At 57.3% G+C, this 26,147-nt stretch carries 17 protein-coding genes and 2 pseudogenes; 11 read left to right on the top strand and 8 right to left on the bottom strand.

Translation table 11 applies throughout. From position 1 onward, the window contains the following. A partial coding sequence (locus tag H537_RS0111560; protein WP_028998084.1) for a helix-turn-helix domain-containing protein occupies window positions 1–428 on the bottom strand: 428 nt, incomplete at its 3' end. 345 nt (window positions 429–773) lie between these two features. Between H537_RS0111560 and H537_RS49065 the strand changes: the two genes are divergently transcribed. After that, the gene (locus H537_RS49065; RefSeq protein ID WP_156901609.1) at window positions 774–1,316 is read left to right on the top strand and encodes a hypothetical protein; all 543 of its coding nucleotides are present in this window, start codon (window positions 774–776) and stop codon (window positions 1,314–1,316) included. Between the two features lie 178 nt (window positions 1,317–1,494). On the opposite strand, the pseudogene H537_RS50870 reads toward H537_RS49065, so the two are convergent. Further along, window positions 1,495–1,708, bottom strand: a pseudogene (locus H537_RS50870) (transposase); the annotation flags it as partial. A gap of 476 nt (window positions 1,709–2,184) precedes the next feature. On the opposite strand from H537_RS50870, the gene H537_RS52580 reads away from it, so the two are divergent. The 4 genes from H537_RS52580 to H537_RS50875 are packed head-to-tail and all read left to right on the top strand — an operon-like array spanning window position 2,185 to window position 13,066. Beyond that, window positions 2,185–3,390, top strand: coding sequence for an alpha/beta fold hydrolase domain-containing protein (locus H537_RS52580; RefSeq protein WP_043458594.1), 1,206 nt, complete (start codon window positions 2,185–2,187; stop codon window positions 3,388–3,390). Continuing rightward, a complete protein-coding gene (locus tag H537_RS52585) occupies window positions 3,387–5,438 on the top strand; it encodes a VMAP-C domain-containing protein (protein ID WP_156901610.1) in 2,052 nt (683 codons plus the stop codon). The genes H537_RS52580 and H537_RS52585 overlap by 4 nt, the downstream gene beginning before the upstream one ends. After that, the gene (locus H537_RS42410) at window positions 5,435–6,460 is read left to right on the top strand and encodes an AAA family ATPase (protein WP_043458595.1); all 1,026 of its coding nucleotides are present in this window, start codon (window positions 5,435–5,437) and stop codon (window positions 6,458–6,460) included. Before H537_RS52585 ends, H537_RS42410 begins: the two co-directional genes overlap by 4 nt. An 18-nt stretch (window positions 6,461–6,478) precedes the next feature. Next, on the top strand, window positions 6,479–13,066 hold the full coding sequence (locus H537_RS50875; RefSeq protein WP_156901611.1) for an SAV_2336 N-terminal domain-related protein: 6,588 nt from the start codon (window positions 6,479–6,481) through the stop codon (window positions 13,064–13,066). A gap of 348 nt (window positions 13,067–13,414) precedes the next feature. On the opposite strand, the pseudogene H537_RS50890 reads toward H537_RS50875, so the two are convergent. Beyond that, a pseudogene (locus tag H537_RS50890) lies at window positions 13,415–13,902 on the bottom strand (transposase); the annotation flags it as partial. Window positions 13,903–13,931: 29 nt separating this feature from the next. Between H537_RS50890 and H537_RS50895 the strand changes: the two are divergent. Next, window positions 13,932–14,792, top strand: a complete 861-nt coding sequence (locus H537_RS50895; protein WP_084150598.1) for a PEP-CTERM sorting domain-containing protein — start codon at window positions 13,932–13,934, stop codon at window positions 14,790–14,792. 242 nt (window positions 14,793–15,034) lie between these two features. On the opposite strand, the gene H537_RS42425 is transcribed toward H537_RS50895, so the two are convergent. The 4 genes from H537_RS42425 to H537_RS0111620 form a co-directional block, all read right to left on the bottom strand. Next, window positions 15,035–15,352, bottom strand: coding sequence for a TrfB-related DNA-binding protein (locus H537_RS42425; RefSeq protein ID WP_043458597.1), 318 nt, complete (start codon window positions 15,350–15,352; stop codon window positions 15,035–15,037). A 23-nt stretch (window positions 15,353–15,375) separates the two neighbouring features. Continuing rightward, window positions 15,376–18,024 (bottom strand): AcrVA2 family anti-CRISPR protein, encoded by a 2,649-nt coding sequence (locus H537_RS0111605; protein ID WP_156901612.1) that lies wholly within the window; start codon window positions 18,022–18,024, stop codon window positions 15,376–15,378. 257 nt (window positions 18,025–18,281) lie between these two features. After that, window positions 18,282–18,599 (bottom strand): hypothetical protein, encoded by a 318-nt coding sequence (locus H537_RS0111615; RefSeq protein WP_028998065.1) that lies wholly within the window; start codon window positions 18,597–18,599, stop codon window positions 18,282–18,284. 77 nt (window positions 18,600–18,676) lie between these two features. Continuing rightward, window positions 18,677–19,729, bottom strand: a complete 1,053-nt coding sequence (locus H537_RS0111620; RefSeq protein ID WP_084150599.1) for a DUF932 domain-containing protein — start codon at window positions 19,727–19,729, stop codon at window positions 18,677–18,679. Window positions 19,730–20,018: 289 nt separating this feature from the next. On the opposite strand from H537_RS0111620, the gene H537_RS0111625 reads away from it, so the two are divergent. From H537_RS0111625 to H537_RS52590, 5 genes are all read left to right on the top strand, one after another. Continuing rightward, window positions 20,019–20,276, top strand: a complete 258-nt coding sequence (locus tag H537_RS0111625) for a ParB/RepB/Spo0J family partition protein (RefSeq protein WP_156901613.1) — start codon at window positions 20,019–20,021, stop codon at window positions 20,274–20,276. 125 nt (window positions 20,277–20,401) lie between these two features. Next, complete coding sequence (locus tag H537_RS50900) at window positions 20,402–21,451, top strand: IS110 family RNA-guided transposase (RefSeq protein WP_084150600.1); 1,050 nt, start codon at window positions 20,402–20,404, stop codon at window positions 21,449–21,451. Between the two features lie 340 nt (window positions 21,452–21,791). Next, window positions 21,792–23,474 carry a ParB/RepB/Spo0J family partition protein gene (locus H537_RS42430; protein ID WP_156901614.1) on the top strand — a complete coding sequence of 561 codons (1,683 nt, stop codon included), beginning with the start codon at window positions 21,792–21,794 and terminating at the stop codon, window positions 23,472–23,474. 431 nt (window positions 23,475–23,905) lie between these two features. Next, window positions 23,906–24,058: a hypothetical protein gene (locus H537_RS54365; RefSeq protein WP_169516989.1), complete on the top strand. Its 153-nt coding sequence runs from the start codon at window positions 23,906–23,908 to the stop codon at window positions 24,056–24,058. 55 nt (window positions 24,059–24,113) lie between these two features. Next, the gene (locus H537_RS52590) at window positions 24,114–25,445 is read left to right on the top strand and encodes a hypothetical protein (RefSeq protein WP_156901615.1); all 1,332 of its coding nucleotides are present in this window, start codon (window positions 24,114–24,116) and stop codon (window positions 25,443–25,445) included. 37 nt (window positions 25,446–25,482) lie between these two features. Here H537_RS52590 and H537_RS52595 read toward each other — a convergent pair whose 3' ends face one another. Next, a complete protein-coding gene (locus H537_RS52595; RefSeq protein ID WP_156901616.1) occupies window positions 25,483–26,049 on the bottom strand; it encodes a hypothetical protein in 567 nt (188 codons plus the stop codon). Window positions 26,050–26,147: the final 98 nt, after the last annotated feature.

Raw genomic sequence — 26,147 nt, forward strand, 5'->3', positions numbered from 1 at the left:
GTTTTTTTGAGTGTGCGGCGCACGGTTTCCCGGGAGATGGCGTCCACGACGTGCAACTCGATGAGGCGCTGCTTGAGCAGCAGCAGGCTCCAGCGCTCCTGCCCCTGGGGCGGCTCGCTGCAAGCCAGCGCAATGAGTTGCGCCTCGCCTGCGCCATCGAGCGTGCGGGCCTTGCGATGCGCCTGGGGCCGGCGGAACACCGCGGCCTGCCAGCCTTCTTCAGCGCAGTGCCGGCGAACTCGGCGAACCGTCGCCACGCAACTGCGTAACTGCTCGGCAATGGCCGCATCCGTGGCCCCATCGGCCGAGCGCAGCAGGATGCGAGCGTGCAGTCGCTCCCGAGTCGAGCGCCGGTACGAGCGAGCCACGCGCTCCACCGCCGAGCGGTCCTCGGCACTGAGTTCCACCGGATGCTGCTTGGCCGACATGACTGTCTCCCGCTTGCCTGACCCGGGTCAGACCCTTCTCCGCAGCAAACGTTTCATTGCTACGGCGGCGGAGCACTAGACAGCAGGCAGCCCCGCGACGAACACGTGAACTGTCGGTACCCAATCCACGCATATCAGCATGATCAACCGTCGCTTTGCAGCACCAGGCTCCGCCGTATTCCCGTTCCGGCCGTTACCCCATCAACCATCCGTCGGCATGGCGGAGGGACCGGTGTGGCCTCTTGACAGAATCAAGCCATATCAGAATCAAGCCATATCAAATCTGGCCCTTGCTGGCGGTTTCAACTAAGTTTGATCCTCGATGTGCGGTCGCAGGGGGTCTACATGACCAAGCGCCAGAGGATCGGAGCCCGCGGCGTCGTCGGCGCAGCAGGTGTGCCACAAGCCGTGGGCCTCTCCAGTTGGGCACCGGTGGACGAGGCGGCGCTGTCGCCACAGCGGCGCGAGCAGTTCCTGATGCGCAAGCGCGCCATCGAGCTGTACCTGGACGGGGCCAGCGACCAGACGCTGCAGCAGGCCACTGGGTTGAAGCGGCGCAACGTGTACCGCCTCATCGTCGAGCGCTGCCTGAGGCAGGCCGAGGACGGCACCGTGCTGGGCTGGCGAGGCGCGCTGCCGTTCCTGCGTGTCAAGGGCTACACCCGCCACGCACCACTGAAGGTCGGACGCTGGGGCGGGGGAGCCGTCGGCGCGCTGCAGTGGATCTTCGCCTCGCCCAAGGGCCAGCCCACCGCTGGCAGCCTGCAGCCGCGCGCTGAAAAGCCTGCCGCACCTCGGACACCGCGTCAACGTGGTGCAGCAGGACGCTTACTGAACCGGAGTCCAATCCGTTGTAGGTATCGCGCGCGCACTAGCGCAACGTGTTGATGGTGCAGCCGGGGCCTTTGCACTCACGCCTTCGCCGGTGTGGACCCGACAACGTCCATGGCCACGAGCCTGTCGTTCACGGTGCCAAGCTGCTGCAGCAGATCGGTGACGCGCTCCGCTAACTCGTCCGGCTGTCCTTGCCACCCCTGCGCAGACCGCTGCACCTAGACAGCCTGCTCCAGCGCGAATGGCGGGTGAGCACGATGCGGAAATCTCCGGAGCGCTTGGGCAAGTCGCGCCAGAAGAAGCCGGCGCGGGGGTAGCGGTAGAGCACCGCGTCGACGCACAGGAAGTTATCGCGGGCCGTCACGCCTACATGGCCCTAGCGCCAGGGCAGGAAAGTCCTTGATGCGTTCCCATTGGTCGTCCCTGAGCGCGTCGCGCCGTGTCATCGTTCTTCTTCAACCATTCAATACAGGCGCAATGATCCGTTAGTTGATGACTGGCCCTAATAGATGTGCTTTCCCGATCGTCAGCACTAATCTGGCTCGCACAGGCTTGTGGTCAATCTTAAAACGGTGGGTGGTTAGCTGCACCATGAGCCTCTAACCGCATCTCTACGTGCAACCTCTGCACTAGACATGCCTCTCTTGTCTAGCCTCAAACCGCCATAGGTAAAAAAACCATGGACATCTGTCTCACAACGTTGTCCAGTAGGACAGATCGTCTACACCACAATGATCAACTCTGTTGCCCTTGCATCATATCGCAACCCATCAGGCTAGCCAACACCGCGTCTAGACAGCAATAGACAACTCCTTCCTTCTAAACGTCACCAGTCAACTTAGGCAACTTTGTGTCGCGGCATTGACATGAAATAGATCTGTAATGAAAGTTTGACTAATTTTTCCAAACAATTGGAGGCACCATGGTCACTCTACTTTTTGTTCATGGAACCGGAGTTCGAGGAAGCGACTACGATATTTGTTTCGCTGCTATGCAGAAGCAGGTCAAAAACTTTCTACCTGACGTTGCTCTGGAAGCATGCTTGTGGGGAGACAGCATTGGCGCCAAGCTTCTCAGTAATGGCGCCTCAATCCCTTCCTACGATTCAAATTCTCCTGAGCGGCACCTCGGCAAGCGAGAAGTTTTGAACCGAGAGGAGGTCAGATGGAAAATTCTATACAAAGACCCTCTGTACGAAATGCGCACGCTTGCTGCACTTAATACAGGCGATAACAATGATGACTTTGCGATATCACCATTTACTAAAAAACCGTCAGCAGACATGATCCGCCGGCTTAAAGAATTTGAATTTTCGCCGCAAGTGACTGAAGAGCTATTCCGTGCATGCCATGATATTACGATATTACGAGCAGGGGCGCTAAAGCTTTTGACTGAAAGCCATATTTTTCCAGAAGTATTGGACTCGCCAGCCCTTGCGGACACCGTTACGCGTCGAATGAATGTAGCGCGCGCCTTCGTGGCAGCTTGGATGAGCGTCGCGCACACCGCCAACCTACCAGTTCTCTCGGGCGTATTGCGCGATCATATGTATGCGGATTTGGTGCTGGAACTTGGAGGCGCGCCAAAAGGTATAAAAGATTTACTGTCGGATGCTTTTGTGGGACTAAGTGCACACATTGGCACGTATATCGCGCGGCGCCAGCGCAGTGCTCTGACAGACGCAACGTTCCCAATGGCGGCTGACATCCTTGCCTACCAAGCACGAGGGCATTTGATAAGGGACTTTATCGCTGCCCGTCTTAAGCAATGCAAACCTCCCGTTTACATTCTGGCCCACAGCTTGGGCGGCATTGCGGCATTTGAACTCTTGGCGCAAGGGCCCGACACGTTGGCAGAAGGTTTAATCACTGCTGGCTCACAAGCCCCTTTCCTATACGAGCTTGATGCGCTTGCGACGATCCGACACGGCAGCCCCTTGCCTGATCACTTTCCAAAATGGTTAAACTTTTATTATATAAATGATTTTCTTAGCTATATCGGGGCCGGCATTTTCACTAAACGCGTTATAGATATTGAGCTTAAAACAGGGCAACCTTTTCCTCAAAGTCACAGCGCGTACTGGACTGATGCCACGCTGTGGCGAGAAATACGCGCATTTATTCCATGAAACCAATTTGTGATCCCAGCCGTGCTTTTGTCGTCATTGTTGGCGTCGAAGCCAGTCGGCTTTTTGATCTGGACCCACTAATCGGACCAACAGCTGATGCTATTCGGTGCTTTGAATGGGCTGTGCAGCAAAAAGTGCAAATCTCGAGAATTCGAATGTTTATATCTGCCAAGGAAAAAAGCGAATTACTATTGAAAGGATGGCAAACTAAATACCCTGGCTGCCGAACGGAAGAAGCAACTGAACAGTTAATAGGCCAATTTATTGCGCAGGAACTGCCAACGCAGGCAAAGGCTGGTGAAGACGCACTGCTGCTTCTAATGTGGAGCGGGCACGGACTCATCGACCAGCGTAGCGCTGCACGTACACGTAGATTATTCTTTTCCGACGCAACGCCACTACGCCCCCTGAATCTTGAAGTGCTGTCGCTGCTGACGACGTTAAAAGGTCAACGGTACGCAGGCTTCACACAGCAAATAATCATGGTGGATGCATGCGCGACCTTTTCAGGGCGACTGTTCGGAGGCAATGGTGTTGGAAATTCCACCAATCTTGGAGCAAGTACCCCTGCTAGTGGAATCAACCAATGGGTAATGCTAGGTGCTTCGCCGGGTCAATTAGCCCAAACTGAAGCCTCGGCAGAAACTATTATGGGTGACGCGACCGCTGGAGCTTCGAAGTTTACCAACCGCTTGTTTCGCGAACTGGACGCCGATAAAGCTCAGCAGTGGCCGGATTTTCATGCTGCTTTTACTCGTACGCAAACAAGCTTTCGCGACGAAGATCAACTACCGGTCAGTTGGGCACATGGAACGGGCGATGACACATTATCAGACGATGGCTTGGTCGTGTTAGGCACCAGCAATACGACGCGGTTGGCGCGTGCTGTTTTGGAAGCAAAAGTGGAAAGCCTAGTTTTAGAGAAATGCTTCATTGCGGCATTGAAGCCAGCGCCACTGGCAGAGTCCCATCGACAAGCAATGCGTGACGGATTGTTCGCAATGATTGAATTGTTAAATGATGCTGCGCAACCGAGTGAAGGCATGAACGCTATGCAGCGATTTGCGGCACAAGTTGTTTTTCATGCGGGGGAACTGCCTAGCGCTGAGGTGCTCACATGGCTAAAGCGTGGTGTAAACGAAATAGAACTACATCGCTATCGCAGTTTGTTTAATCCTTCCGAAACATCATCTGCCAACGCGTGCTGTTTTCTGTTGATAGATGAACATCCAAACGCAATCCGCTCAGATGCAGTTGACTTGCAAGCTTGGTTGTTCATCCGCAAGGACCCTCTGCCGATTCTGCTAACAGACGACGAGAGTCCATTAACAGTTGATGATGACATGAGTCGCGCAGAGGCTTTAGGAACGTTGCTCGGCAGTGCATTTGCTGAGGCCCTACACCAAGGGATCACCATGCCTGCAATGGTGGTCGAGTTTGCCTTGCCTCTAGAGCGAATTGATGACGACGTTGAAAAGCAGCGAATAACTGACGGCGCAGGGGGTGGCCGAATTGGGCGCCGTTATCCTGTTGTCCGCCGCTTGTCGGATCGCCTAAGACAAGCAAGTATGGCGCGCACGAAGACCGGGAAACTCGCCCTGCCGCTGTTATTCCGCTGGATCAAGGCGGCGGAAAAACTACGGCAACGATTTGAGCAGCATGGTCTTCAAGTAGTATGGATGAGTCCGGACGACGTCATGGATGACATGATTGATCGTGAACTTGCAAAGCACCCCCTTGGTTCCTGCATTGGGTTGAGGACAGCAGCCGCCGACCGTTGTCTTAGTCAACTCGCGAGGAAAAGCCTGCAAAGTGGCGCTTTGCCTTTTGCCTGTTGGTCGCATGAGGTCTGGACCGAAGAAGATACAAAACTGTTCGAAGGCGACATGAGAAATTGTCCCGATTATGCGGCGCTGCTGAAAATTTTTGATTTGAAAAGAGAAGCTGGCTTTTCCGGTCATCCCTCCACCAAGCTTGCCATCCTTTGGGACGATCCTGCCCGCAATCCCTACATCGAGCAACTGAGACCCCGGGGAACATCAATATGAAAGATTGGAAAATTTTCCTAGGTAACCGTGCGCCTCATGATGGCATCATGCAACTAGACCCGCCACCTCCTTGGAGGCCTTTCCGAGTCGATGATGTCGCTCGTGAAAGGGTTATCCCCGCGCCGGACAAACTCTCACCCACAGTACAACAGCGTGGGAGCACATTCCAGTGTCCTCCGCAGGCTTTGGATATTGTCAATGCTGCTCTTTACTTAAGGAGACCGATACTGGTCACTGGAAAACCTGGCAGCGGAAAGTCTTCGTTAATTGACGCAGTAGCCTATGAGCTGAAGCTTGGTGAGCCACTGCGGTGGGCTGTTACATCGCGGAGCACGTTGAAGGAGGCACTCTATGTTTATGACGCAGTCGGCCGACTTCAGGAGCAGCAACGGGAAAAAACACTAGACCATAACATTGCCGACGGTCTACCAATTGCAGAATTTTTACGTTTAGGTCCTCTTGGGACTGCGCTTTTGCCAACAGATCGCCCGCGCGCATTGCTTATTGATGAAATTGACAAGGCCGATCTCGACCTGCCCAACGATTTGCTTAATATTTTGGAGGAGGGAGAGTTTGAAATTCCAGAACTGGCCCGGCTAAGAGATAAAACAAAAATTGTCGAGGTTCGTATACACCGCGGCACTGATGGTGAAACTTACCCGGTCCCTGATGGCACGGTAAGAATGAAGCAGTTCCCATTTGTTGTATTTACCAGCAACGGCGAACGTGATTTTCCACCCGCTTTTCTGCGCCGTTGCCTGCGGCTTGATATGCCTGACCCTTGCGCCGACGTCGATCGCTTAACCGCTATTGTGCAAGCCCATCTGAGTCAATATTTTACCGAACCGGCCTTTCAGGCTTCTGTGAAGCAGCGCATTGATGAGTTTATCGAACGAGCGGCAAAGGAAACGTTGGCCACCGATCAACTACTTAATGCAATATTTTTAGTAATCGGCAAGCATGGAGTTCTAGAGGAGGAGCAAAACGCGTTGGTAAGGGCAGTCACCCGCGCATTAAAGTAAGTGGCAAAGCAGGCAATCATGGCAGAGGTGCGATCTCTTATCCAAGCGCTACAAGCTGTTCCGCTTGTCGAGGACGTTGTGCAATTACTAGATGCATTATGGCTGGCGCAGTATTTTCCGACGCAACACGAGCATAGGGTGTCGAAGCTACAGCATTTCCTTCCTGATGCCGAACGCTCCACTTGGTCGCCTTCTGTTGGCTCCTCGTCCAACGCTGCAGCTCGTTTGCCCGAGCCAAAAATTACGGTTGAGTTGCCTTCAAACGCTTCTCAAACTCAGCGCGGTTTTTATGCATCTGGCGGGAACGATTCATTAGATTTGGTAGAACGAAAAGCGCGAGTGGTTCAGGTTGCCGGGGTGCCAGCGCTGCGTGACGCTCACTTAATGGCGCGCGCACTTCGTCCATTGGGCAAGCGTCGCCTGTCGCAATGGAATACGCAGCTTGATGAAGAAACGACGGTAGATCGTTTTGCTCAAGCTGGGGTGTTGATTCCTTATTTCCGTCCTGAACGTGAACGCTTCTTTGACGCTTTGCTTTTAGTGGAGGATAGCCCAACAATGCCGTTATGGTACAGCGTCACAGATGAGATTGAAGCAATGTTCGCCAGGCAAGTAGGGTTCCGCTCCTTCCGGCAGTTTGTCATGTTTGATGATAGTGGCAGTGTGCAAGTGCGGAGCCGTTCAGGAAATATCAGCAATCCTTTGCACGTGTTGGGAGGGCGTTCGCCACTGGTGCTAATTGTCAGCGACGGGACATCTTCGCTCTGGTCCGACGGACGCATGGCGAAAAGTCTCACGGAGCTCGGTTCCCGGGCGTCATTAGCAGTGATTCAGTTGCTGCCAGAGCGCCTGTGGCCGAATACAGCGCTTGGAAGTACAGAGTGCCGCGTAACAGCGCCTCGCACTGGTGCATGCAATGCTGAACTTCAATGCGAGCATCCAGATTGGATGGATGCGGAAGTGAGGCATCTCGTGTTGCCCGTAGTTGCGTTGCAACCCCGTTCAATGTCCCAGTGGGCGCAGATGCTCATGGCCCGAGCCGATAAGTATTCGCCTGCCAGCGTAGTGTTCATGGGTCCTTTTGGTGATAACGTTAGAGAAGCAACTGAATCAGAAGATATAGAGGAGTGCACGCCAGAACGCCTAGTGGCACTTTTGCGTTCCGTAGCAAGTCCGCGCGTACTTCAAGCAGCAGTTTACTTATCAGCGGCTGCACCGCTGACCTTAGCGGTTATTCGCTTGGTGCAACGTGTTATGCAACCAAATGCATTTGCAGAAGATCTTCCTCTATTGCTATTGAGTGGACTACTAGTGCAAAAGCATGGAGTGCCCAATCGCTTCGATGCGCAGGCAAGGAGGGATGATCAAATTGTATTTTACTTCGCGGATGGGGTGCGCGAGTTACTTCAACGTTCGCTATTGAAACACGACGCTCAACGCGTACGACATGCAGTTTCCCAGTACATCGCTGCACGGTCCGGTATGCCGCTGAGCTTTTCTGCATTACTTGAGGATCCGAAAGGAGATATGGTGTTGCCCCGGTGGGCAGAACCGTTCGCAACAGTCACACAGCAGTTGAAGAAATTATTTGACGAATCTCAGCATGGCAAGCCCCCAGGGAAGAAGCAAGTCGAAGAAGCACAGCTAGCAAATGGCATCACGATTCGCGCAACGATTCGTGGCCTATCAGAACCATCACAGGTTTCCTATTCACCGAACGGACGCCGACTTGCAGTGCGACACAGTCACGGAATCGATGTGTTCTCACTGCACGTAGCGACTTGTCCAGTAGGGGCACCACTACGTGAACCGATGCTATTGCGCCAAAAGCAAAACATTTTATTTGTTAAGGGGTGGGGGCTTGCAAATACTTTTCATGATGACTTCATAACTGCTGCAAAGGGACAATTAGGCATTCTATTTCAATCCGAATGGGAGACGCGCTATAGCAGCTTTGTTTATAGCGGAAAAAGTGAAGAGACATCCTTGCAGGCAGCCGCACTGGCAAGATTGGCGATTAAAACGCAATCCATCGTCTGCTTGATTGGAGGCGCTGATTTCTTTAAATCTCCACTGTCCGAAAGCATAAAGGCTTTACTGCTTCATGCTTCTGACGCCTTCGAAATTAGTTCACCCTTAATTCAAGCGATATGCCATGACGACGGAGTAGGGGATGCACAACCGCTATGGGAGTTGCAACTTGCATGGTCACGCACTGTGGCAACCATGCACGGTACGGCCCACGCTGCCGGTGCAATGATGGCATCAAAATTGCGCGAGTATGGCGGCAATTGGCTTCCCGAAGCAGTTTTCGGCATTCGCACAAAAGGTCTTGCATGGGTGTTAAATGAAAAAAACTCGTTGTTCATAGCTCCCGACCACGAGCATTTGCTTGTGACTATGGATACGGTGCGCGGCCAATTAGTCGCGGAAGATTTGGATATGTTGGCCCAACCATTACCGGTGGATGCCAATGGAAGTTTCAGTCCGTTTGCCATCGAGGCTCACCCGACGCAGAGTATTTTTGCTTGCCTTTGCGAATCTTCTGTGCATCTACTGAACTCTTCAATTAATGATTCCAGCACTCACAAGATAGATGGAAAAGGGTTGCCATCGCTTGCATGGAGTCCCGCTGGTGATCAATTCGCAATTGCTTGGTCGGATGGACGCTTCTATGTCTATGGAAGTAACGGTTTGCCAGTGAATGTGCTTAAATTTGAATTTATTCACGATAGAGCGCCGATTATTAGGTGGGATTACTCGGGTACCAAGTTGGCACTGGTTTTGGGAAATTCTGGCAGAGAAGTGGCCATACTTGATGTCGAAAAAGGCTCAAAATCAAGATATTTTATACTTGATACTTTAATTGAATCGATTTCTTGGTCTCGCGATAATGTTTGGCTAGCTTGCGGCCTTCGAGGTGGCTATACATCGCTATTGGAAGCGAAGGGTGTTGAGTTGTTAAAAAAAGCAGAATGGCGAATGCCAGACGCTTTTATGGAAAAAACGACGCAGGTAGCATTCTCCTCTTTGCCTCTAGACGAAGAATTTGAGGAGCTCGCAGTTGCCCATGGCCATCAACTTCAATTTGTCCGAGTAAATCCGCGCGCACTGTTGTCCGCAGTGGGCTCCGAAAAAATTAGAGCCGCAAACAGCGGGGTGGCAGTTACAAGCAGCACCGGGAATGTCGTTGTTCAAATAGTGGGCGATGGAAACAGTATTGTTTCTGGTGACCCTTATATCTCACTCACTAGGTACTTAGGTCGGCAACAAATCCACCGCGACCTTGATCGTCTGTCTCCCTATACACGCTCCACGCCGTTGGTAGGGCGTTCGTCGGAACTGTCAAGTTTGCAGGCTTTTCTTGAAAACCCCCGTTCAATATTGGTTCGCGTACTGATCGGTGGCGCAGGCAGTGGTAAGACGCGCCTCGCATTGGAATTGTGCGATAGTGTCAGCGATAAAGGGTGGAATGCAGGATTTGTCGGCCGTACGGAATTGCGTCGATTCTTCGCACAGCAGCATTTTAGTAATTGGACATGGAATCGTCCGACACTGATCGTAATTGACTATGCTGCCGAGCATGCGCAGCTGCTGGGCCAGTGGCTGGACGACTTGGCTGACCGCGTGGACCGTCCGCAGGTGCCGTTGCGGTTGCTACTGCTGGAACGCCATGCCAGCGTCGAGACCGGCTGGTGGACCACGGTGTTTGCCTCAGGTGGCTATGGAGCGTCGAGCAAACGCGCGCTGCTGGATCCTCTGGAGCCTATGACGTTGCAGCCTCTGGGGCGGTCAGAGGATCGACTGACGCTGCTCAAACAGATGCTCGGACAAATTAATGGCGGCCCTGCACCCGGCGTGGCGTTTGAAGATGACGGAGTTGCTCAACAGCTGATGCGGACAGCCTGGGGCGGCGACCCGCTATTCGTCATGATGGCAGCCTTAGAGATGCACCGTGTAGGGCATGCGAATGCGCTGTCGCTGAGCCACATTGAGTTGGCCCATGACCTTGCCGAGCGTGAAGGTGGCCGGCTGCAAGAGCTTGCTAAAGGCCGGTCGTGCGACCCTCTGCTGGTGCAGCACTTGGCAGCCTGTGTCACGCTAGCGCAGGGCTTGGACCGTGCAAAGTTTGAGGAGTTTGCAAATGTTGAGAAGGTGACAGTGCGTCGATCCAGCGGTGGCGACGCTAGGCAACTAGCTGACGTGCTGCAGGAGGCATTGCCGCGCCCTGATAGCGATGGCATTGCGCCGGTACTGCCGGACATTATTGGCGAAGCTCTGGTGCTGCGCACTTTGCGTTGGGAAAGCGGTACATCAGCCGTGCTGCGTTGCCATACAGCGTTTGGTGGCCCGGTACTGCAGTCCGTGATCCGCTGTGCGCAGGACTTCGCGCATGAAGAAAAGTCGCGCGCGCCACTTCGATGGCTTGAAGCCATTGCGGACACAGTACGGAACGACGAATCGGGTCTGGCTGCGTTGGATGAAAGCCTGCCTATGGAAAGTGTAGTGCTTAGAGATGTGAACCTTAAGGTGGCGCATCGTCTAGACGCTTTACGTGCGGCCCGGGAAGATACCCCAATGCATGCTCGCGCATCGGCACTGCATCGCTTAGCAATGGCCCAAGCAAAGGCAGGGCAAGCAAATGCAGCAGTTAAAACTGAGCAGGAAGCGCTTGCTTTTTATCGAGAAATTGCCAATCAAAATCCTGATGCGCATCAAGCTGATGTTGCACTGTCGCTTAATAATCTGGCCACATGGTTAAGTACGACGGGTCAGTATGAGAAAGCTTTAAAAGCAGCCCAAGAGGCGGTTGACCTGTACCGAGCACTAGATATTCAGCGGCATGGTACATTTCGCTCTGATCTTGCAAATAGTCTCAATAACTTATCTAACGTGCTTGAGTTCCTTGGGCAACGGGAGCGCGCTTTTGAAGCTTCGCAAGAAGCTGTCGATCTATGTCGTAGACTAGTTACTCAACGGCCCGATGTATTCGAACCTGTACTTGCCCTTTCGCTTACCAACTTAGCGAGCAAGTTCGGTGAACTTGGTCAGAGAGAGAAGGCATTGCAAACCGCACGAGAGGCAACAGATTTGTACCGTCAATTGACGGCTCAACGACCTGACGCCTTCCGTCCCGATCTAGGTCTCTCGCTTAATAATTTGGCAAACATGATGAGCAGCCTTGGCTTCCATGAAGCTGCTCTGCAGGCCGTACAGGAGGCGACTGAGATTCGTCGGGAGCTTGCCGCCCAACAGCCTAAGGTATTCCAATCTGATCTCGCTGCATCGCTCAACAATTTAGCCACCATTCGCAGCCATCTCGGGCAACGGGAAAACGCCTTACAAGAGGCGCAGGAAGCAGTTGATCTATATCGTCAACTTGCAGCCCAGCGGCCCGAGGCGTTTCGAACTTATTTAGCCATATCACTCAATAACTTAGCGACGACCAGCAGTTACCTCGGTCTACATGAACGAGCATTACAGGCGGTGCAAGAGGCGACTGACCTCTATCAGGACTTGGCTTTCCAGCAGCCCGACGCGTTTCTGCCTAATCTGGCTAGGTCGCTTAGCAACTTGGCCAACGAACTCAGCAATTTGGGCCGGCGTGAGGCGGCCTTGCATGCCGCACTGCAGGCGGTTGATATCCAACGTCAACTTGCTTCTCAACGGCCAGATGCTTCCAAGCCAGATCTTGCGTTGTCGCTCAACAATTTAGCTAACATGCTTGGAGATCTGAATCGTCGAGAATCTGCCTTACATGCCGCACAGGAGGCGACTGCTCTATATCAAGAACTGAGCTTGCAACAGCCTGGTGCTTTCCGGTCAGATTTAGCTCTTTCTTTGTGCAACTTAGCAATTAACTTGAGAGAACTTGGTCAGCAAAACGCAGCCTTCCAAGCCGCCCAAGATTCGACTGCTATCTATCGTGAGCTCGCCGCCCAGAGGCCAGACGCATTCCAACCTGGATTGGCAAGATCGCTTATTGTGCTGGCGCGCTGTACTTTTAATAGCGCCGATTCTAAAATTGCTCCAGCAATCGCGCGGGAAGCAATTTCGGTATTAGAATCCAACTTCCTACGCCATCCCGGCGCCCACGCCGAGTTAATGCGCGCTGCTCTGCACGAATATCTTGATATATGCAAATCCTTAGGAGAAAAACCCGATATTCAACAGTTTGGCCCCTTACTCTCTCGACTTAATATAGAAGGATATTCTCCGCTTGATCCTTCACGCATTTCTGCTATTGCCGCCTCCATCGTGCTTGTCCTTACACTGCTGCTACGCAAGGCGATTTGGCAAGGCGGCGAGGAAGTTGACCATGCTTCTCCGACATCGTTTTTCGACAAGCTTAAAATGCGGCTAATACACGCCGGCGCCAAGGAGGCGCTGGATGACTTAGCCAAGCAGCCTGATGATAGCGATGCGCAGAGTTCACTGCGCTTGCAACTGCGTAAGTCGATGGAACGAGACCCTGAACTGGCAGCGTTTCTAACAGATTGGGCAAAGGAATTTGCCCCGGTGGTGGACGTCAGCCAAGTCGTCACCGTAACAGGCAACCGGAACGCGACAGTGCAAATCAGCGGATCAGGCAACAGCGTTGGGTAACCCATATCGACCGCTGCGCCGTTGGAGCAATCGCCACGCGTTCCAGGGCAGCCGGCTGTGAATGGACGACGACAAAGAGCTTGGCCTGCTCCCGGCACACCTTCGTACCCAGGGCAGAGACGATGCTGAAGGCTCGGTACCGTCATCTGCCGGTGACTACTCCAGCCACGCGCGCTGGGTCTTCTCCAACAAAACGCCGATCATCCTAGGTCTGAGATCGCATGCACGCTGCGGGCCGCTGACCGGGGGCGCGTTATGGCGAAAACCGCATAGCCACTTTCTGCCGTATAGGCACCACTTCGTTCTCGGCTTATAGGAACCACCCAGGGCTGCCGGACACCTCGATCTCTTGTACCCAGCCCAGACCTGGATGAGCGTGCCAACCACGCTGAAGTGCTTGCCCGACAGCAGCCTGCCAGCCTTGGCCATTTTCACCGTGGCGTTGAACAGAGCCGTCACGGCCTCGTGCTCGATGAGGCGGTCTCGGTTCTTGCTAATCACCGAGTGATGCCAGACCGAGCAAGTCGATCGACAGGCCTACGAACCAGCGGAACAAGAGGTTGTAGCTCACCTGCTCCATGAGCTGACATTCGCTGTGGATGCTGTAGCGCACTTGCAGCAGCTTCGCCGCGCATGAGCATGAGCTTCTCCGGCGCGATGGTCGGTCGCCCGCCCTTGATGTCGGCCTCGTACATCGCCGAAAAGCGCTCGTCCATCTTGGTCAGCGCTTCATTGACCCAGGCGCAGGTAGGACGCAGTGGGTGCGACGCCGGTACGAGCTCCTCTAACTGCACCGTCGTGAACAGGCTCTCGCTGTTGCTGTCGGCTCCCCGCATCGTCATTCTTCTCGTCGTTCCCAGCGCCAATGGTCGCTCAGTCGCTACTCGCCGCAGCTGAGATACTTCAACAGCCTGCTAACGGCCATGCCTATGTAGCTGATGTCAACGTGAGAATGACATACCGCCTCGAGATGTTACTATATGCACTCTCACAAAGAACTTACGGGAAGCTTGCTTTGAAATTTATCAGCAAATTCTTCATTGCAAACGTGATGGTTGCTGGCGTCATTACGTCCGTTTCCGCCGCCCCCTTCACCACCCTTACCTTTACCACTTTTGGAAAAGTTGGCTGGGGGTTCGACGGCTCAGGATACTTTGGGGCCAAAGGAGCCGATCTGGCTGGAAAATCATTCTCGCTCACAACTTCTCTTGGTTTGCCAGTAGATGGCATGGGGGACGTATGCGATAACGATACTTTTTCTAATTGCTGGGCAGCGCCTGCGACGGTTAGCACTATCATTGTTATTGACGGGGTGAGCCTTACCACAAATATTGCAACTGACGAGGAGGCAAGCGCCAGGATCGACAACGCCGCAAGCGGAAACCAGAATAATGGTTGGGATGGGATTTCGATGTCGGCGTCAGGATACTCATCTTCGTTTGGAGGGTATGCAATTATTGACCACTACGCAGGCAGTTACTCATCTTTTGTGGGACATTCTAATAGGTTTGATTTGCTGCTGCGCCGCGAGATCCGGGATGGCGACTGGGCTAGTGTTTACGTAGATTTTGGCGCCGAGAATGAAAGGCTTATATTTGGGGCGTCCACCCCCACTATTAGTGGTTTCATTGCTAATGGGGTGCCTGAGCCTACGTCCTTAGGTCTAGCGGGTATCGGTTTTTTTGGTCTACTGCTACTTAGTCGCAAAACTACACCGAAGTCATAACTTGATGCTGCGCGTTTTAAAGCGAGCGTCATCGTGACCAATATTTCCTTCCATGATTAATTTGGGTCGACTGCCGCATGCAATGGGCGGGATCCCTGTGTGCCTAGACCGGCGGCGGCTTGAGCCAGTCCCAGAAATCTGCTGAGGACCGGGCGACCTCGGGCCGAGCGCAGTAGTCCGCTCCAAGCCTTGCGTGGTGGATCCAGCGCCTCGTGCAGTTGCCCACCGCTGCCCTGTGAACCCTACAAATCCAAGTTCGACCCAACTTTGGCCTGCTCTCGGGCCTGCACCTCCATCTCCCGCACCTGCTGTGCCAACTCGGGCGGCAGCCAGACCTCCACCCGTACCCAATCCCTCGGCACGTCCTGAGCGGCGGCAAGCACCCGCTCGACAATGGCTCCCACGCGCGGCTTGGTGATGTTGTGCCGTTGGGCGACAACGAACTTGGGAACCCCGTCCACCAGCACTTCCCGCGCGATGGCCACGCTCTCGGGCGTCATGCGCCCCAGCCGCTCGCCCAGGCTGTCGAACTCCTTGGCCGTCATCGAATCCTTTGGCATCGCTTTCCTTTCTGGCCGACAGCTCAATGCACGATGTAGTCGGGCCTGGGCGGTTCGTCACCGCCGGTGAGCCGGTCGGCCCGCACCAGCACCGGCTCAATCCAGACCGTTCGGCGCTCCGACCGCCCCGGCCCGAATGCCTGCGGCCGGTAGTAGCCGCGGCGCCAATGCGGCCGCACGGTCCTGTCGGTGTGCCCGCTGACGCTGGGCGGCATTTCGGGCAGCGCCTCCTCCGGGCCGACGTCGATGTAGTCGCACGTGGCCTGTGCCCTGGCCCACAACCGGTCCTTCTCCTTGCCCTTGGCCTCGCGCACCCGACTCATGAGCGCAGCCTTCAGAGGCTGGTCCACCAGGCGGGCGTTCTTGAGTCCCACGTACAGCAGCACCTTGCATGCGAGCAGCAGGGCGTCTTTCTGCAGCTTCAACTCGGCCTCCGGCACCCCTTGGCGCACGCCCTTGCCGGTACGTGCTGCCTGGAAAACCTCCTCCAGCGTCTCGCTGAAGTCCGATGTGTCGTCAGGCTGGAAGGCCCACTGGGTGGTCATGGCCTCGATGCTGACGAAGGCGTCCTGCTCCTCGTGGACGAGCGTGATCGCCACGACACGCGTGCCTGCAGCCTGGTCCAGCTGCTCGCATTCCTGCGGCGTCAGGTGCCGCTCGCTGACGTAGAAGCCCAGCACCTTGTACTCGCCGTCTTCGGTGGACAACGGCGTTTGCAGCGTGAAGTAGCAGTCCGGGTAGGGACTGTGGACGAAGGACGCCGGAAGCCCGTGCTCCACGTCCGTCAGGGCCAGGCGCTGCAGCAACGTGTCCCTGACGCGAAACAGGCGCCCCTGCACGGCCGTGAAATGCCACGCGGACCACATGCCCGGCCGCGGAACCGCCTCGTGGACGGCAGCAGGCGGCAGACCGCTGAACTGCGGAAACGCCTGGAACAGCCTGGCCACCGCTGTACCGTAGGCCACGCTGGGTTGCGCGACCAGGCCTTCGAGAAAGGCGGCCACATCGGCGCGATAGCGCTGGCGCACCAGGTCGGGAAACCTCAGTTTCTGACTGAGCAGCTCGGGCACGGGCAACCTGCCCAGCGTATCGCGCTCCTGAGCCGGAAGCTGCGTCGGTATCGCCTGGAGCACCGACTCCCAGTCCGGCGTGAGCAGCACCTCCGCATCGGTCCCAAGCGCCAGCAGCTTGCGCTCCACCCAGTTTCCGACGCCGTTGCGCGTCAGGTCGCGCCCATCGGAGCCGCGCAGGACTGTCTCCCGTGACACGCTGGGCAGCTCCACGATTTCCTGCGTGTGATGTTCCACATCCGCTTCACGCCATGCCTGGGTCAGCAAGGCCGTCGGGCAACCCAGCGGAAGCCTCGCCGAGGCCTTCACCGTCATCGGGCCACGCTCCGCGTAGACGCAGATCTGTGCGTACTGAATGGCGCCGTCCAGGTCAGGCCAAACGTCGGTGCCCAGCACCACGCGGTGCAGCGGCTTGCTCACGGGAGTGTCTTCCTCATCCAGAAACTCCTGCCCGATGATGACTTGGCACTGCCGCACCAGGCGCAGCCGGGTAGCCTCGAACACCGCAGCGGACAGCCGCATGGGCTGTCCCAGCCGCGCTCCCAAACCAGGCATCTCCAGTTCCAGGACAGCGAGGTGCGAGCGCAGCAGGTCCATCTGCTGGTCCAGCCGTGCAGACCTGGGCAGGGAGTGGCCGGCGTCTCTCTGCCCGTCGAGCCCGACGTTGAGCTCCGTTGTAGAAAACAGGAAGCAGAACGCCGGCACGAAGCCGGGCGTGGTCTGGTAGGCCTCGCTCGCTTCCAGCCAGGCCACGCGGTGGAACTCCATCATCGGATGGTTTGTTTTCGGATTGGCCAGCATGTCGCCGTAGGCAGCCATGTTGACCAGCGTCGCGCGCGACATAGGCGTCACGTAGAGCAGTGGCGGCAGCATCGGGCACGCGGGGTCGATGAGCTTGATGAAATTCTCCATCAGCGCCTCGCTGATAAGACGGCCACGCCAGTTGGCCGACCGGCCCAGCAGCATCTCCGGCGCCTCGACGGTGAAGGGAACAGCCACCACCCAGGTGACGCCACCCACAGGCACGAGCGAGTCGTCCGAGTAGCTGCGCAGCACGTCGTAGTAGCGCCAGGCAGCGCCGGCGTAGCGCTCGCGAAGCTCCACGTCGGTCAGCAGTGCGATGGCGTTCTCGATGTCGACCACGCCCTGCAAGGAGCGTCCGGCACGAGCAAAGGCCTTTTCAATGACGACCGCGACGGGTTCGTCTGCGTGAGCCTTCAAAAAATCCCGGGTCTTGCGGGCTCTCTCGAACTTCATCGGCTGTGCCTCCACGGGGCTTTGCCGCGCCTGCGGCAACGTCAGGGAAATTGCTCCGGCGCGCCACAGCAGCGTCAGAGCCGGCTTGCCTGGGTGCTGGCTTGCGTTTCCAGGGCCTGAGCCTGCCGCGCCAGCTCGGGCAGTAGCCACAGCTCCACGCGCGCCCAGCCTTCCGGGGTGCCACGCACGGCGGCAAGCGCCCGCCCGACGATAGCGCCCACGCGCGCCTGGGTAAGCTTGTGCCGACCGGCCACGGTGATTCTGGAAATTCGTTGACAGGCACTTCACGTGCGATGCAGGTGGCGTCGCGCCCCCCATCGCTGTCAGCAGGCCCTGCAGCGCCAACAGCAGCACCTGATGCCGGGCATGCGACGCTGCCGAACTCCTGGCCCAGCGGTACCGCGCGCAGCCACTCGAACGCGGCCGGCTGCCGCTGCTCCTGCGCAGCAGACGTGCACATCGTGTCGCCTCGAACCGCCGGGACCGAGGACGGCGGGCTGGCCAGGCATTGCAGCCGCCGGCGCCAGCGGCTCGGCAGGCTGGCAGCGGCCAGCCGCAGGCAGCGGGTGAGCTCGCGGTGGCTCATGGGGAGCTGGGCATGCTCACGCCTGGGGACTCGCTGCGCCGCGCTGGATGTCGCTCAGCTTCACCAGACTGTCGGCAGCGGCGAGGCGGTCGCCCACGGCCAGGAAGGGGTGCGCCTCGTCGCTCAGCCGGCGGGCCTCGGTGCTGTCATCCCAACGCCCCACCGTGCCGCCCGTGCGGCGCGGCGCGCTGCTGGTGATGGCCGCCGGAAGCCACCCCGCGCGCCGCAGTGCCGGACTCCTGGCGAACATGGCGGCACTGCCCAGGATCGCCCGCAGGTGCTCCAGTGCTAGGAAGCGCACCAGCACCGCGCTCGGCTTCGTCTTGGTCCGCATGCTGCTGCTCCTGTGATAAGCGGTGCAGGAAAGTGGGTTGTGCCGCAGGGGCCGGCGTGGCGCCGGCCCGGCAGGCGTCAGGCCGCGACAGCCCCGGCTCGCTCGGCCAGGACGCGCACGCCCTGCCATGCCGCCAGCTTCAGCCCCTCGCCGGCACCGAACCATGCGCTGGTCATGCGGGTGTCGTCGCTACGCCCGCGTTCGTGGTCCACGTAGTCGGTGACGGCGTTGAGCAGCGCCCACGCGCTCTTGGTGCCGCACAGGTCGGCGCCGATCTGCGCGCCGCCAAAGAGGTCCATCAGCCGCTTGTAGCCGCGGCTCGCGCGCACGTCGGGCTGCGGCTTGCCCTTCGGCGCGGCCTGGACCGACAGCAGCAGGTCCGCCACGCACTTGTCGGCCTGCGCCTGCGTCACGTCCACCTGCGCCAGCAGCCGCGCCTGCACCAGCCAGCGATCCCAGGCGGTAAGCACGATGCCCAGCTGCTGGCGCACGGCGCCCGCGTCAAACTTCTTCATGTGCGGCACGCGCACGCACTGCACCACAGGCCCAATGGTTGCGTCCTGCTCGGATTGCGCGCCAGTGTCGGAACCCGCGGCCATGGTCAGCGTGTTGTGGCACACGACCCGGATGGCGGTGAACTTGGCGGTGGTGGCCATCGTGCCGTCGTAGGAGGTCGCCAGCAGCAGGTACGGGCGCACCGTGTCCTGGCCGACGACAGGCGCGCCGTCGTTGACCTTCGCCAGTCCCCAGACCCGCTTGCCGTCCGACAGCGCCCCAGCGGTCTCCAGCACGAAGCCGCCGGCCTCGGCCAGCCGGCCGAAGAACTCCAGCACTTCGCCGGGCTGCACGACGTGATAGCCGCCGCGGCTTACGACGCTCAATGCCGCGCCGGTGTCCGAGCGGTAGAGCACGTCGCGGTCTTCCATGGCCTCAATGCGGTCGGCGGCGCCGGCATGGGCGCGCTGGAACAGCACCGGCGTGCGCTCCACGCTGTAGGCCAGTCCGGCTTCGCGGCGCCAGGTTTCGAGATCGGCGCCGGCCGTCAGGCGCTGCCCCAGCTTGTGCCAGGGAGCCTCACCGACGAAAGCCATTGCGGCGCGGCCAGTGGTGGTGTCAATGAGGTGTGGCATCTGGAAATCTCTAAGCGGGAAGGTTGCAGACAGGAATCAGTGGCGCTTCACAGCTTCGTGTGAATATTTCGCTGCTCCCATGGACTGAAATATAGGCGCCCTCCCCAAATTTTAATAATGCCGAACAGTTTGAACTGTAAGAGTTCACTGCTATTTACTCGGGTTTTCCGCAAACGCGGTATATTTAAGCATCGACCAGCGATAAATCAAAAGCCGGCGCGCCGGGCGCTCTCCCGGCCATCCGCACCTTCATTACCGGGCTTGAGCCCCGGCCTTTTTGGAGCAGCACATGGACCTCTCTGAACAAACTCGGATTTCCGAAGCAATCAAGCGGGTGCAAGGCCGGGAAATAACCGTACCGCTGAAGTATTTGTTCCGCGACCCGCTCAACGTCCGCCGCAAAACCCCGGCGCGCAGTGTCGAAGAGTTGGCGGCGCTGATCTACTCGCAGAGCCTGCTGCAAAACCTCATCGTCCGGCCTGAGCTGTCGGGCAAGAAGTCGCTCAAGCCCACCAGATGGTATGGAAGCCTCCCCCCGCTGAACTGACGGCAGCACAGGCCGGCAGCAGCAAACACCAGTGACCTGGAAATGACGAGGGGGCCTCGCGTTGAACGGCATCGAAGTGCCAAAGTGGAGTCGCGTTACCAAACTCCTGAGAACGGAGGCCCCAAATGGATCGTACGACTTACGGCCTAGACTTGGCCAAGAATGCGATGCAACTGCACTGGGTAGAGACCCAGACTGGGGAGATCGGTCGCAAGAAGTTGCCTCGAACGAAGCTGGCGGAGTTCTTTGCGCAACGCCAGCCAGCGCGCATCGCGATGGAGGCTTGTGCCGGCGCACACCACTGGGCTCGCGTGCTCGGCAGTTTGGGCCACCAGGTGGAGCTCCTGCCAACCAAGCAGGTCAAACCCTTCGTCCGTAGCAACAAGGACGATGCGGCTGATGCGCGGGCAGTCTGGCTTGCGGCGAATCAAGCGGATATACGACGCGTGCCCATCAAGACTTGCGAGCAACAGACAGTGCAGGCGCTGCACCGTACGCGGTCGCATTGGGTAAGTGTTCGCACCGCCACCATCAACGTTCTACGCAGTTTGCTCTACGAATTCGGCGTGACGCTAATCGGAGGTCGTAAGGCAGGGCTCAGAGCGCTGGCTCAACAGCGCGCGCAAATTGATGAGCAGTTGCCGACAACCATGAGTTGCCTGGTAAACGGCCAGTTGGAAATGCTGGCGCAGGTTCAACAACACATCGACGCGCTGGAATATGAGATCGCCGCGCAGGAGCAGCAACTGGACAACGCCGCTGTCCTGCGAAAGGTGCCCGGCATAGGCGTATTGGGCGCCACGGCGCTGGCCGCTAAGCTCGGCAATGGACAAGGCTGGCGTAGCGGACGCGACTTCGCTGCGAGTCTGGGACTGGTACCTGCGCACAGCGGCACCGGCGGCAAAACGCACATGGGAGGCATATCCAAGCGCGGCGACCCCTATCTGCGCACGCTACTGATTCATGGAGCCCGGGCTGTTATTGCACATGCCAAGAACAAGCCCAAGTGGCTTGAAGACCTGCTGGTGAGACGGCCGCTTAATGTCGCCGCCGTGGCATTGGCCAACAAGATGGCTCGCACAGCTTGGGCACTGGTGGCCTACGGACGGGAATATCAGTCTGGCTGGAGGAATAACCTGCCCACAGGTGGCGCAGAAATACATTGCACTGCCTGAGCCGCAACAGTAGTTATTTACAAGCACTACCGCTCAAGTAAGGAGCCAATATCTCGAAGTGCGCAAGTCGAGTCGATGAAGTGATGGCGACGCGGTCTGACCGCGGGCCGGGTAAAGCTGCATAACGCCCCGGACAAGCAACATTGCGAAGTCCGAGCATCAGATAAGCACCGGCCCCGCAAATGACCATCAAGGCCAGCAGCGGACTTACTCCGATCTGCACCAGTAGGCCGAATGTAAGACCGCAGTCAATTCCGCCGAGTCAAAACTTCAGAAACTCCCTTGCCACCAGGGAGGCTTCCATGTAGGGCGCTATGGCGTCGTCGCCGGTGGCCGCCGCTTGGAAGCCCTGAATCTGCTTTTTACTCAGGGCAAGATCGACGCGGATTTTCCGGTGCGCTGCCTGGAGGTGTCGCAAGAGGATGCGGTGTCGGTATCCCTGGCCGAAAACTGCGGGCGTGAACCGCTCCACGGGAGTGATTTGTTCGACAGTTTCCAAGCCATGTTTGAGCAAGGCAAGACGGTTTCCCAGATTGCCGATGCTTGGGGCATCAGCCCGCTCACCGTGGAGCGCCGGCTGAAACTCGCCAAGGTCAGCCCGAAGCTCATGGCGCTGTACTGGGACGAGAAAATCGAACTGGAACAGTTGATGGCGTTGACCCTCACCGAGGACCACCAGCTTCAGGAATCGGCATGGGAAAACTCGTCACCCTGGGAGCGGCCAGCCCACAATCTGCGCCGCAAACTGACCGAGCGCGATGTTCCGCCGAATAACCCGCTGGCGCAATTCGTGGGCTTTGCGGCCTACGAGGCGGCGGGCGGCAATATCAGGCGCGATCTGTTTTCCGATGATGAGAATTCACCGGGGTACATGACCGAGCCGGCGCTGCTGGAGAAGTTGGCGCTGGATCGCCTGGAGCGCGAGGCCGAAGCCGTGCGCGCCGAGGGCTGGCGGTGGGTTGAGGTCCGCACCAGCCTGAGCTACACCGACCGGCAGGCGTTCGACCACTGCCGCACGCTCGACGTGGACCCGAGCGAGGAACAGCAGCAGCGGCTCGACGCCATCGAGGCGCTGGTGTCCGAGCTGGAAGGCCAGATCGACGACCTCGACCCCGAAGCCGACAGCGCGGCCATCGACGCGCTGGAAGCCCAGCAGCAGCAGGCAGAAGCCGAGCGCGAAGCGATTGAGCAGACCCTGCAGCAGATCGACCCCCGCGATCTGCCGCTGGCCGGTGCAGTGGTGTACGTGGACCAGCGCGGCGAACTGGCCGTGCTGCGTGGGCTGGTGCATGCGGAGGACCGCAAGGCGCAGGCCGCGCAGCGCGGTGCGGCGGCGGCACCGGGCACCACTGGCACGGCCCCGGCCCCGGCTAAGGTGCCCAAGGCCGACTACTCGGAAAAGCTGCTGCGGCAGTTGACCGCGCACCGGACAGCCGCGCTGCGCGCCACGGTGGCAGATAGCCCGGCTGTCGCACTGCGTGTGCTGGCCTACCAGCTTGCCGTGCAGACCGGCTTGTCGTCGCGCTGCGGCTCCGGTGACCGGCCCGTTGAAATTCGGGCCGACACCGCCGATGTGCGCAAGGAAGGCGCTGATCTGGCCGAGTGCAAGGCGCAGCAGGCAATGGAAGCGCATTGCGAGCGGTGGGGCAACCTACTGCCCGGCGATCAGCAGTCCCTGCTGGCCTGGGTGCTGAAAGCCGACGACTCCCAAATACTCGACCTGCTGGCCGTCTGCACCGCGAGCACGCTCAACACGGTGCAGGGCCGCGAAGCTCCGCAGCCCATCGCGGCCGCCATCGCCGCCGCCGTCGATCTAGACATGGCCGATTGGTGGGAGCCGACTGCCGAGAGCTATTTGCTCTCGGTGCCCAAGGCCAAGGTCATCGACGCGGTGCGCGAAGGCGCAGGCGCTGAAGCGGCGGCGGACCTGGAAGGGCTGAAGAAGCCTGAGGCGGTTGCCCTGGCCCAGCAACGACTGCAGGGCACGCGGTGGTTGCCACCTGTGCTGCGGGCCAAGAACTGAAGGAACAACCGCCTCACACTGGCTCCTGTCGCCGAAAGGCAGGGGCCGGGCCGCCAGGGCACTGCAGCTAGTGGGCTGGCTGGTGCCGCCGGCGTAAGTGCAGACGGGTCGGTTGCAGGGATAACGCTGTGGCTGTCGACACGCCGCTGAAAGTGGGAAAACTCTGCCCCTGACTTTGAGCTACTGGTCCGCGACCATCCTGCCTCGCAGGGCTGATCCTGCGCATGACATCAAAGGATTTCGTATGACCAAGAGTAAGAACGGGACCACGCCAAGCAGCGCTCGCAGTAGCCACAAGGCATCTCGCCCCCTTAACGGACCAAGTACGCATCATGGGATGCCGTCCGGGAAGAAGCGGGGCAACAATCGACCAAAAACCACGCAGCCTTACACTGGCCTGCTGTGATCCACTTCGATTCTTCAGAAGCACCATGCCCCGCACCCAGAATGATGACCGGAGTGATAGCCTGAATCCGAACAATGACGCGTATCAGGCAAGTCAAGACAACCGGTCAAACCAACTCAACCCCAACAACGATCTTTACCAAGGCGAACAGCAAGAAGAAAACGACGACGGGGATTGAGCGCACCTAAAACAGCCTGTACAAAGCAGCACGAGAGGCGAAATCAAGACAATGATTGACAACTGAAGGCCGTGCACCCAACCCCTCACCGCCTTCAGTGTCTCAAAAAGTCACTATCTCGTTTGAAATTACTTATCCAGTAACCACCGAAATATCAGTAGAACAACACAAATTTCCACAACAACAGTTGCAGTCCCACCAGCCACAGCCTTGGCTCCATGCCGACAACAAAAACCGAATGACTTCCCTTCTACGACGACCAACGTTAGGACGTCCAAAGCCGCTGAGGCTTAGTAGCGTTATTTTGCTGCTCCCTGAAGATGATGCAAAACTCACTGGCACACCGTCATACAAGGAACTATTACGTGAAGCAGGTTATGGCGGCTTGGTCAAAACGCTCGATCGAATCGAGGGTGGCAAGCAGAAAACCGTTTCTTCCGTAACGGTTGCCAACTGCCGGCGATTGTTAGCAGCCGCCGCCAAAAATACACCGAACGAACCACTGATAAAACTGTTTGACGATGCATTGGCAGGTAGCGAAACGGCCCAGGAAATTCTAAACAACATGGGGGCTTGGGAGCTCTACAGAATCGGTCAGTCTTTAATCCCTGGATCGACCCCGACCCACATGATCCCCCTTGACCATTGTGTGGACGTAGAGCAGGCTAGTGCCACATGCCTAAGAAGCATTCGCTGCGGCAATTACCAAGAAGCAGCCAATGTTTTTGCGGCGCATCCCTATCTACGTCCTTACATGACTGAGGCAGCACTAGAGCACTTTTATAACGCCACTTCGGAACTATCAACCATGGTATCCCGCACAGCGGGCCTGCTGGAGTTCATGCTTTCACAAACAGCACGCATGGATGTGATGACATGGCGGATCAGAGGGGGCCGTGCGGGCATCGATGAATTAGACAAGCTGCTCAAACGAAACAAAAATCATCAACTCAATCCTGGATCACAGCTAATTTCGCGCCTGATGAAACATGTGGAAGTTAGCAGTCAGAAAAAACTTTTAAGCCTTGCACAGGGAGCAAAAACATCAATGACGGATGACTCCAGCTTGAAGCGCTGGAGTCGTGGCAACGAATTCCCGTCGGAGCAGAAATACTGGGAGTTCAGCACCGCGGCATTAAAGAACGCAAACCTCAAGTGCGACCAAGAAGCAATGCTTTGGAAGTGCGGCACAGAAGCCTGGGCCGCTCGACAATTCCATAAGTCATTAGAAATCGCACGTCAAATATACTGTCGATCCGAGGCGATAGGACAGCACGAACTTTGGAAAATCATCCTTGGCGCCACCAATCCAGAGGACTGGTGTGAGGCGCGCTTCTCATACTGGAGGCAACATTGGGAGGCACACACCTCTATCCAGAAACTATAAGCGGCAGTATTCTCTATGCGGTCACGCTGGTGGCGAACTAGCTGTGCACCGTCCCCTGCTCTTCCAGTGATTGGTCGGCGCTACGACGACGAGAAACCCATCTCTGCCCGCCATGGTCAAGCCGCAAGTTGCCTTGCCAAATTCCCATTTCCACAGGATCGGACATTATGCGCACCGGGATGGAAGCAAGCTGACTCAAAGGTTGACTGTATCTCTCATTCCAACTTGACGGTCCCTCGGCCGGGACTCCCAATGGAACTCTGCCTGCTCGAACAGATAGCATTTCACCGTCAAACAAGACAGAGAATTCACCTTCTGGGTTTTTGGACGCTTGCTCTTGTAAGAAACCGAGAACAGCTTTGATCCACTTACGCTCTACTATGCAATGAGGCCGCGCAAGCCAAAGCTTTCTGCGTTGCGCCGCTTCGTCTCTTATTTTAGTATAGTACCTCTCCCAAGGAAGGAGGTGTTTCAAATCCAGAGCTTTTTGGGCCCACGGTATTAGAGGATCATGCGAAATGGCATCTGCTTTTATCCCGTAAGCCAGCCACGCCATAACTTGTTCTTTGCTCTCCACGGCAACTGGCATCGAAAATTCAATCATGCCAAGGCTTCGAGCGGTCCTAAAGATACCTGAACACTGCACCTCCTCCCTTAGATACATGCTGGTTAAGCGAGACGCCTTTACATCAAAACAAGTAC

This window comes from Azohydromonas australica DSM 1124, from assembly GCF_000430725.1.
GTDB lineage: Bacteria > Pseudomonadota > Gammaproteobacteria > Burkholderiales > Burkholderiaceae_C > Azohydromonas > Azohydromonas australica.

Bases quoted from the DNA above. Each gene is read 5' to 3' on its own strand.
- H537_RS49065 (WP_156901609.1), top strand. From the start codon at position 774: ATGACCAAGCGCCAGAGGATCGGAGCCCGCGGCGTCGTCGGCGCAGCA.
- H537_RS52580 (WP_043458594.1), top strand. From the start codon at position 2,185: ATGGTCACTCTACTTTTTGTTCATGGAACCGGAGTTCGAGGAAGCGAC.
- H537_RS52585 (WP_156901610.1), top strand. From the start codon at position 3,387: ATGAAACCAATTTGTGATCCCAGCCGTGCTTTTGTCGTCATTGTTGGC.
- H537_RS42410 (WP_043458595.1), top strand. From the start codon at position 5,435: ATGAAAGATTGGAAAATTTTCCTAGGTAACCGTGCGCCTCATGATGGC.
- H537_RS50875 (WP_156901611.1), top strand. From the start codon at position 6,479: ATGGCAGAGGTGCGATCTCTTATCCAAGCGCTACAAGCTGTTCCGCTT.
- H537_RS50895 (WP_084150598.1), top strand. From the start codon at position 13,932: ATGGTCGCTCAGTCGCTACTCGCCGCAGCTGAGATACTTCAACAGCCT.
- H537_RS42425 (WP_043458597.1), bottom strand. From the start codon at position 15,352: ATGCCAAAGGATTCGATGACGGCCAAGGAGTTCGACAGCCTGGGCGAG.
- H537_RS0111615 (WP_028998065.1), bottom strand. From the start codon at position 18,599: ATGCGGACCAAGACGAAGCCGAGCGCGGTGCTGGTGCGCTTCCTAGCA.
- H537_RS0111620 (WP_084150599.1), bottom strand. From the start codon at position 19,729: ATGCCACACCTCATTGACACCACCACTGGCCGCGCCGCAATGGCTTTC.
- H537_RS0111625 (WP_156901613.1), top strand. From the start codon at position 20,019: ATGGACCTCTCTGAACAAACTCGGATTTCCGAAGCAATCAAGCGGGTG.
- H537_RS50900 (WP_084150600.1), top strand. From the start codon at position 20,402: ATGGATCGTACGACTTACGGCCTAGACTTGGCCAAGAATGCGATGCAA.
- H537_RS54365 (WP_169516989.1), top strand. From the start codon at position 23,906: ATGCCCCGCACCCAGAATGATGACCGGAGTGATAGCCTGAATCCGAAC.
- H537_RS52595 (WP_156901616.1), bottom strand. From the start codon at position 26,049: ATGATTGAATTTTCGATGCCAGTTGCCGTGGAGAGCAAAGAACAAGTT.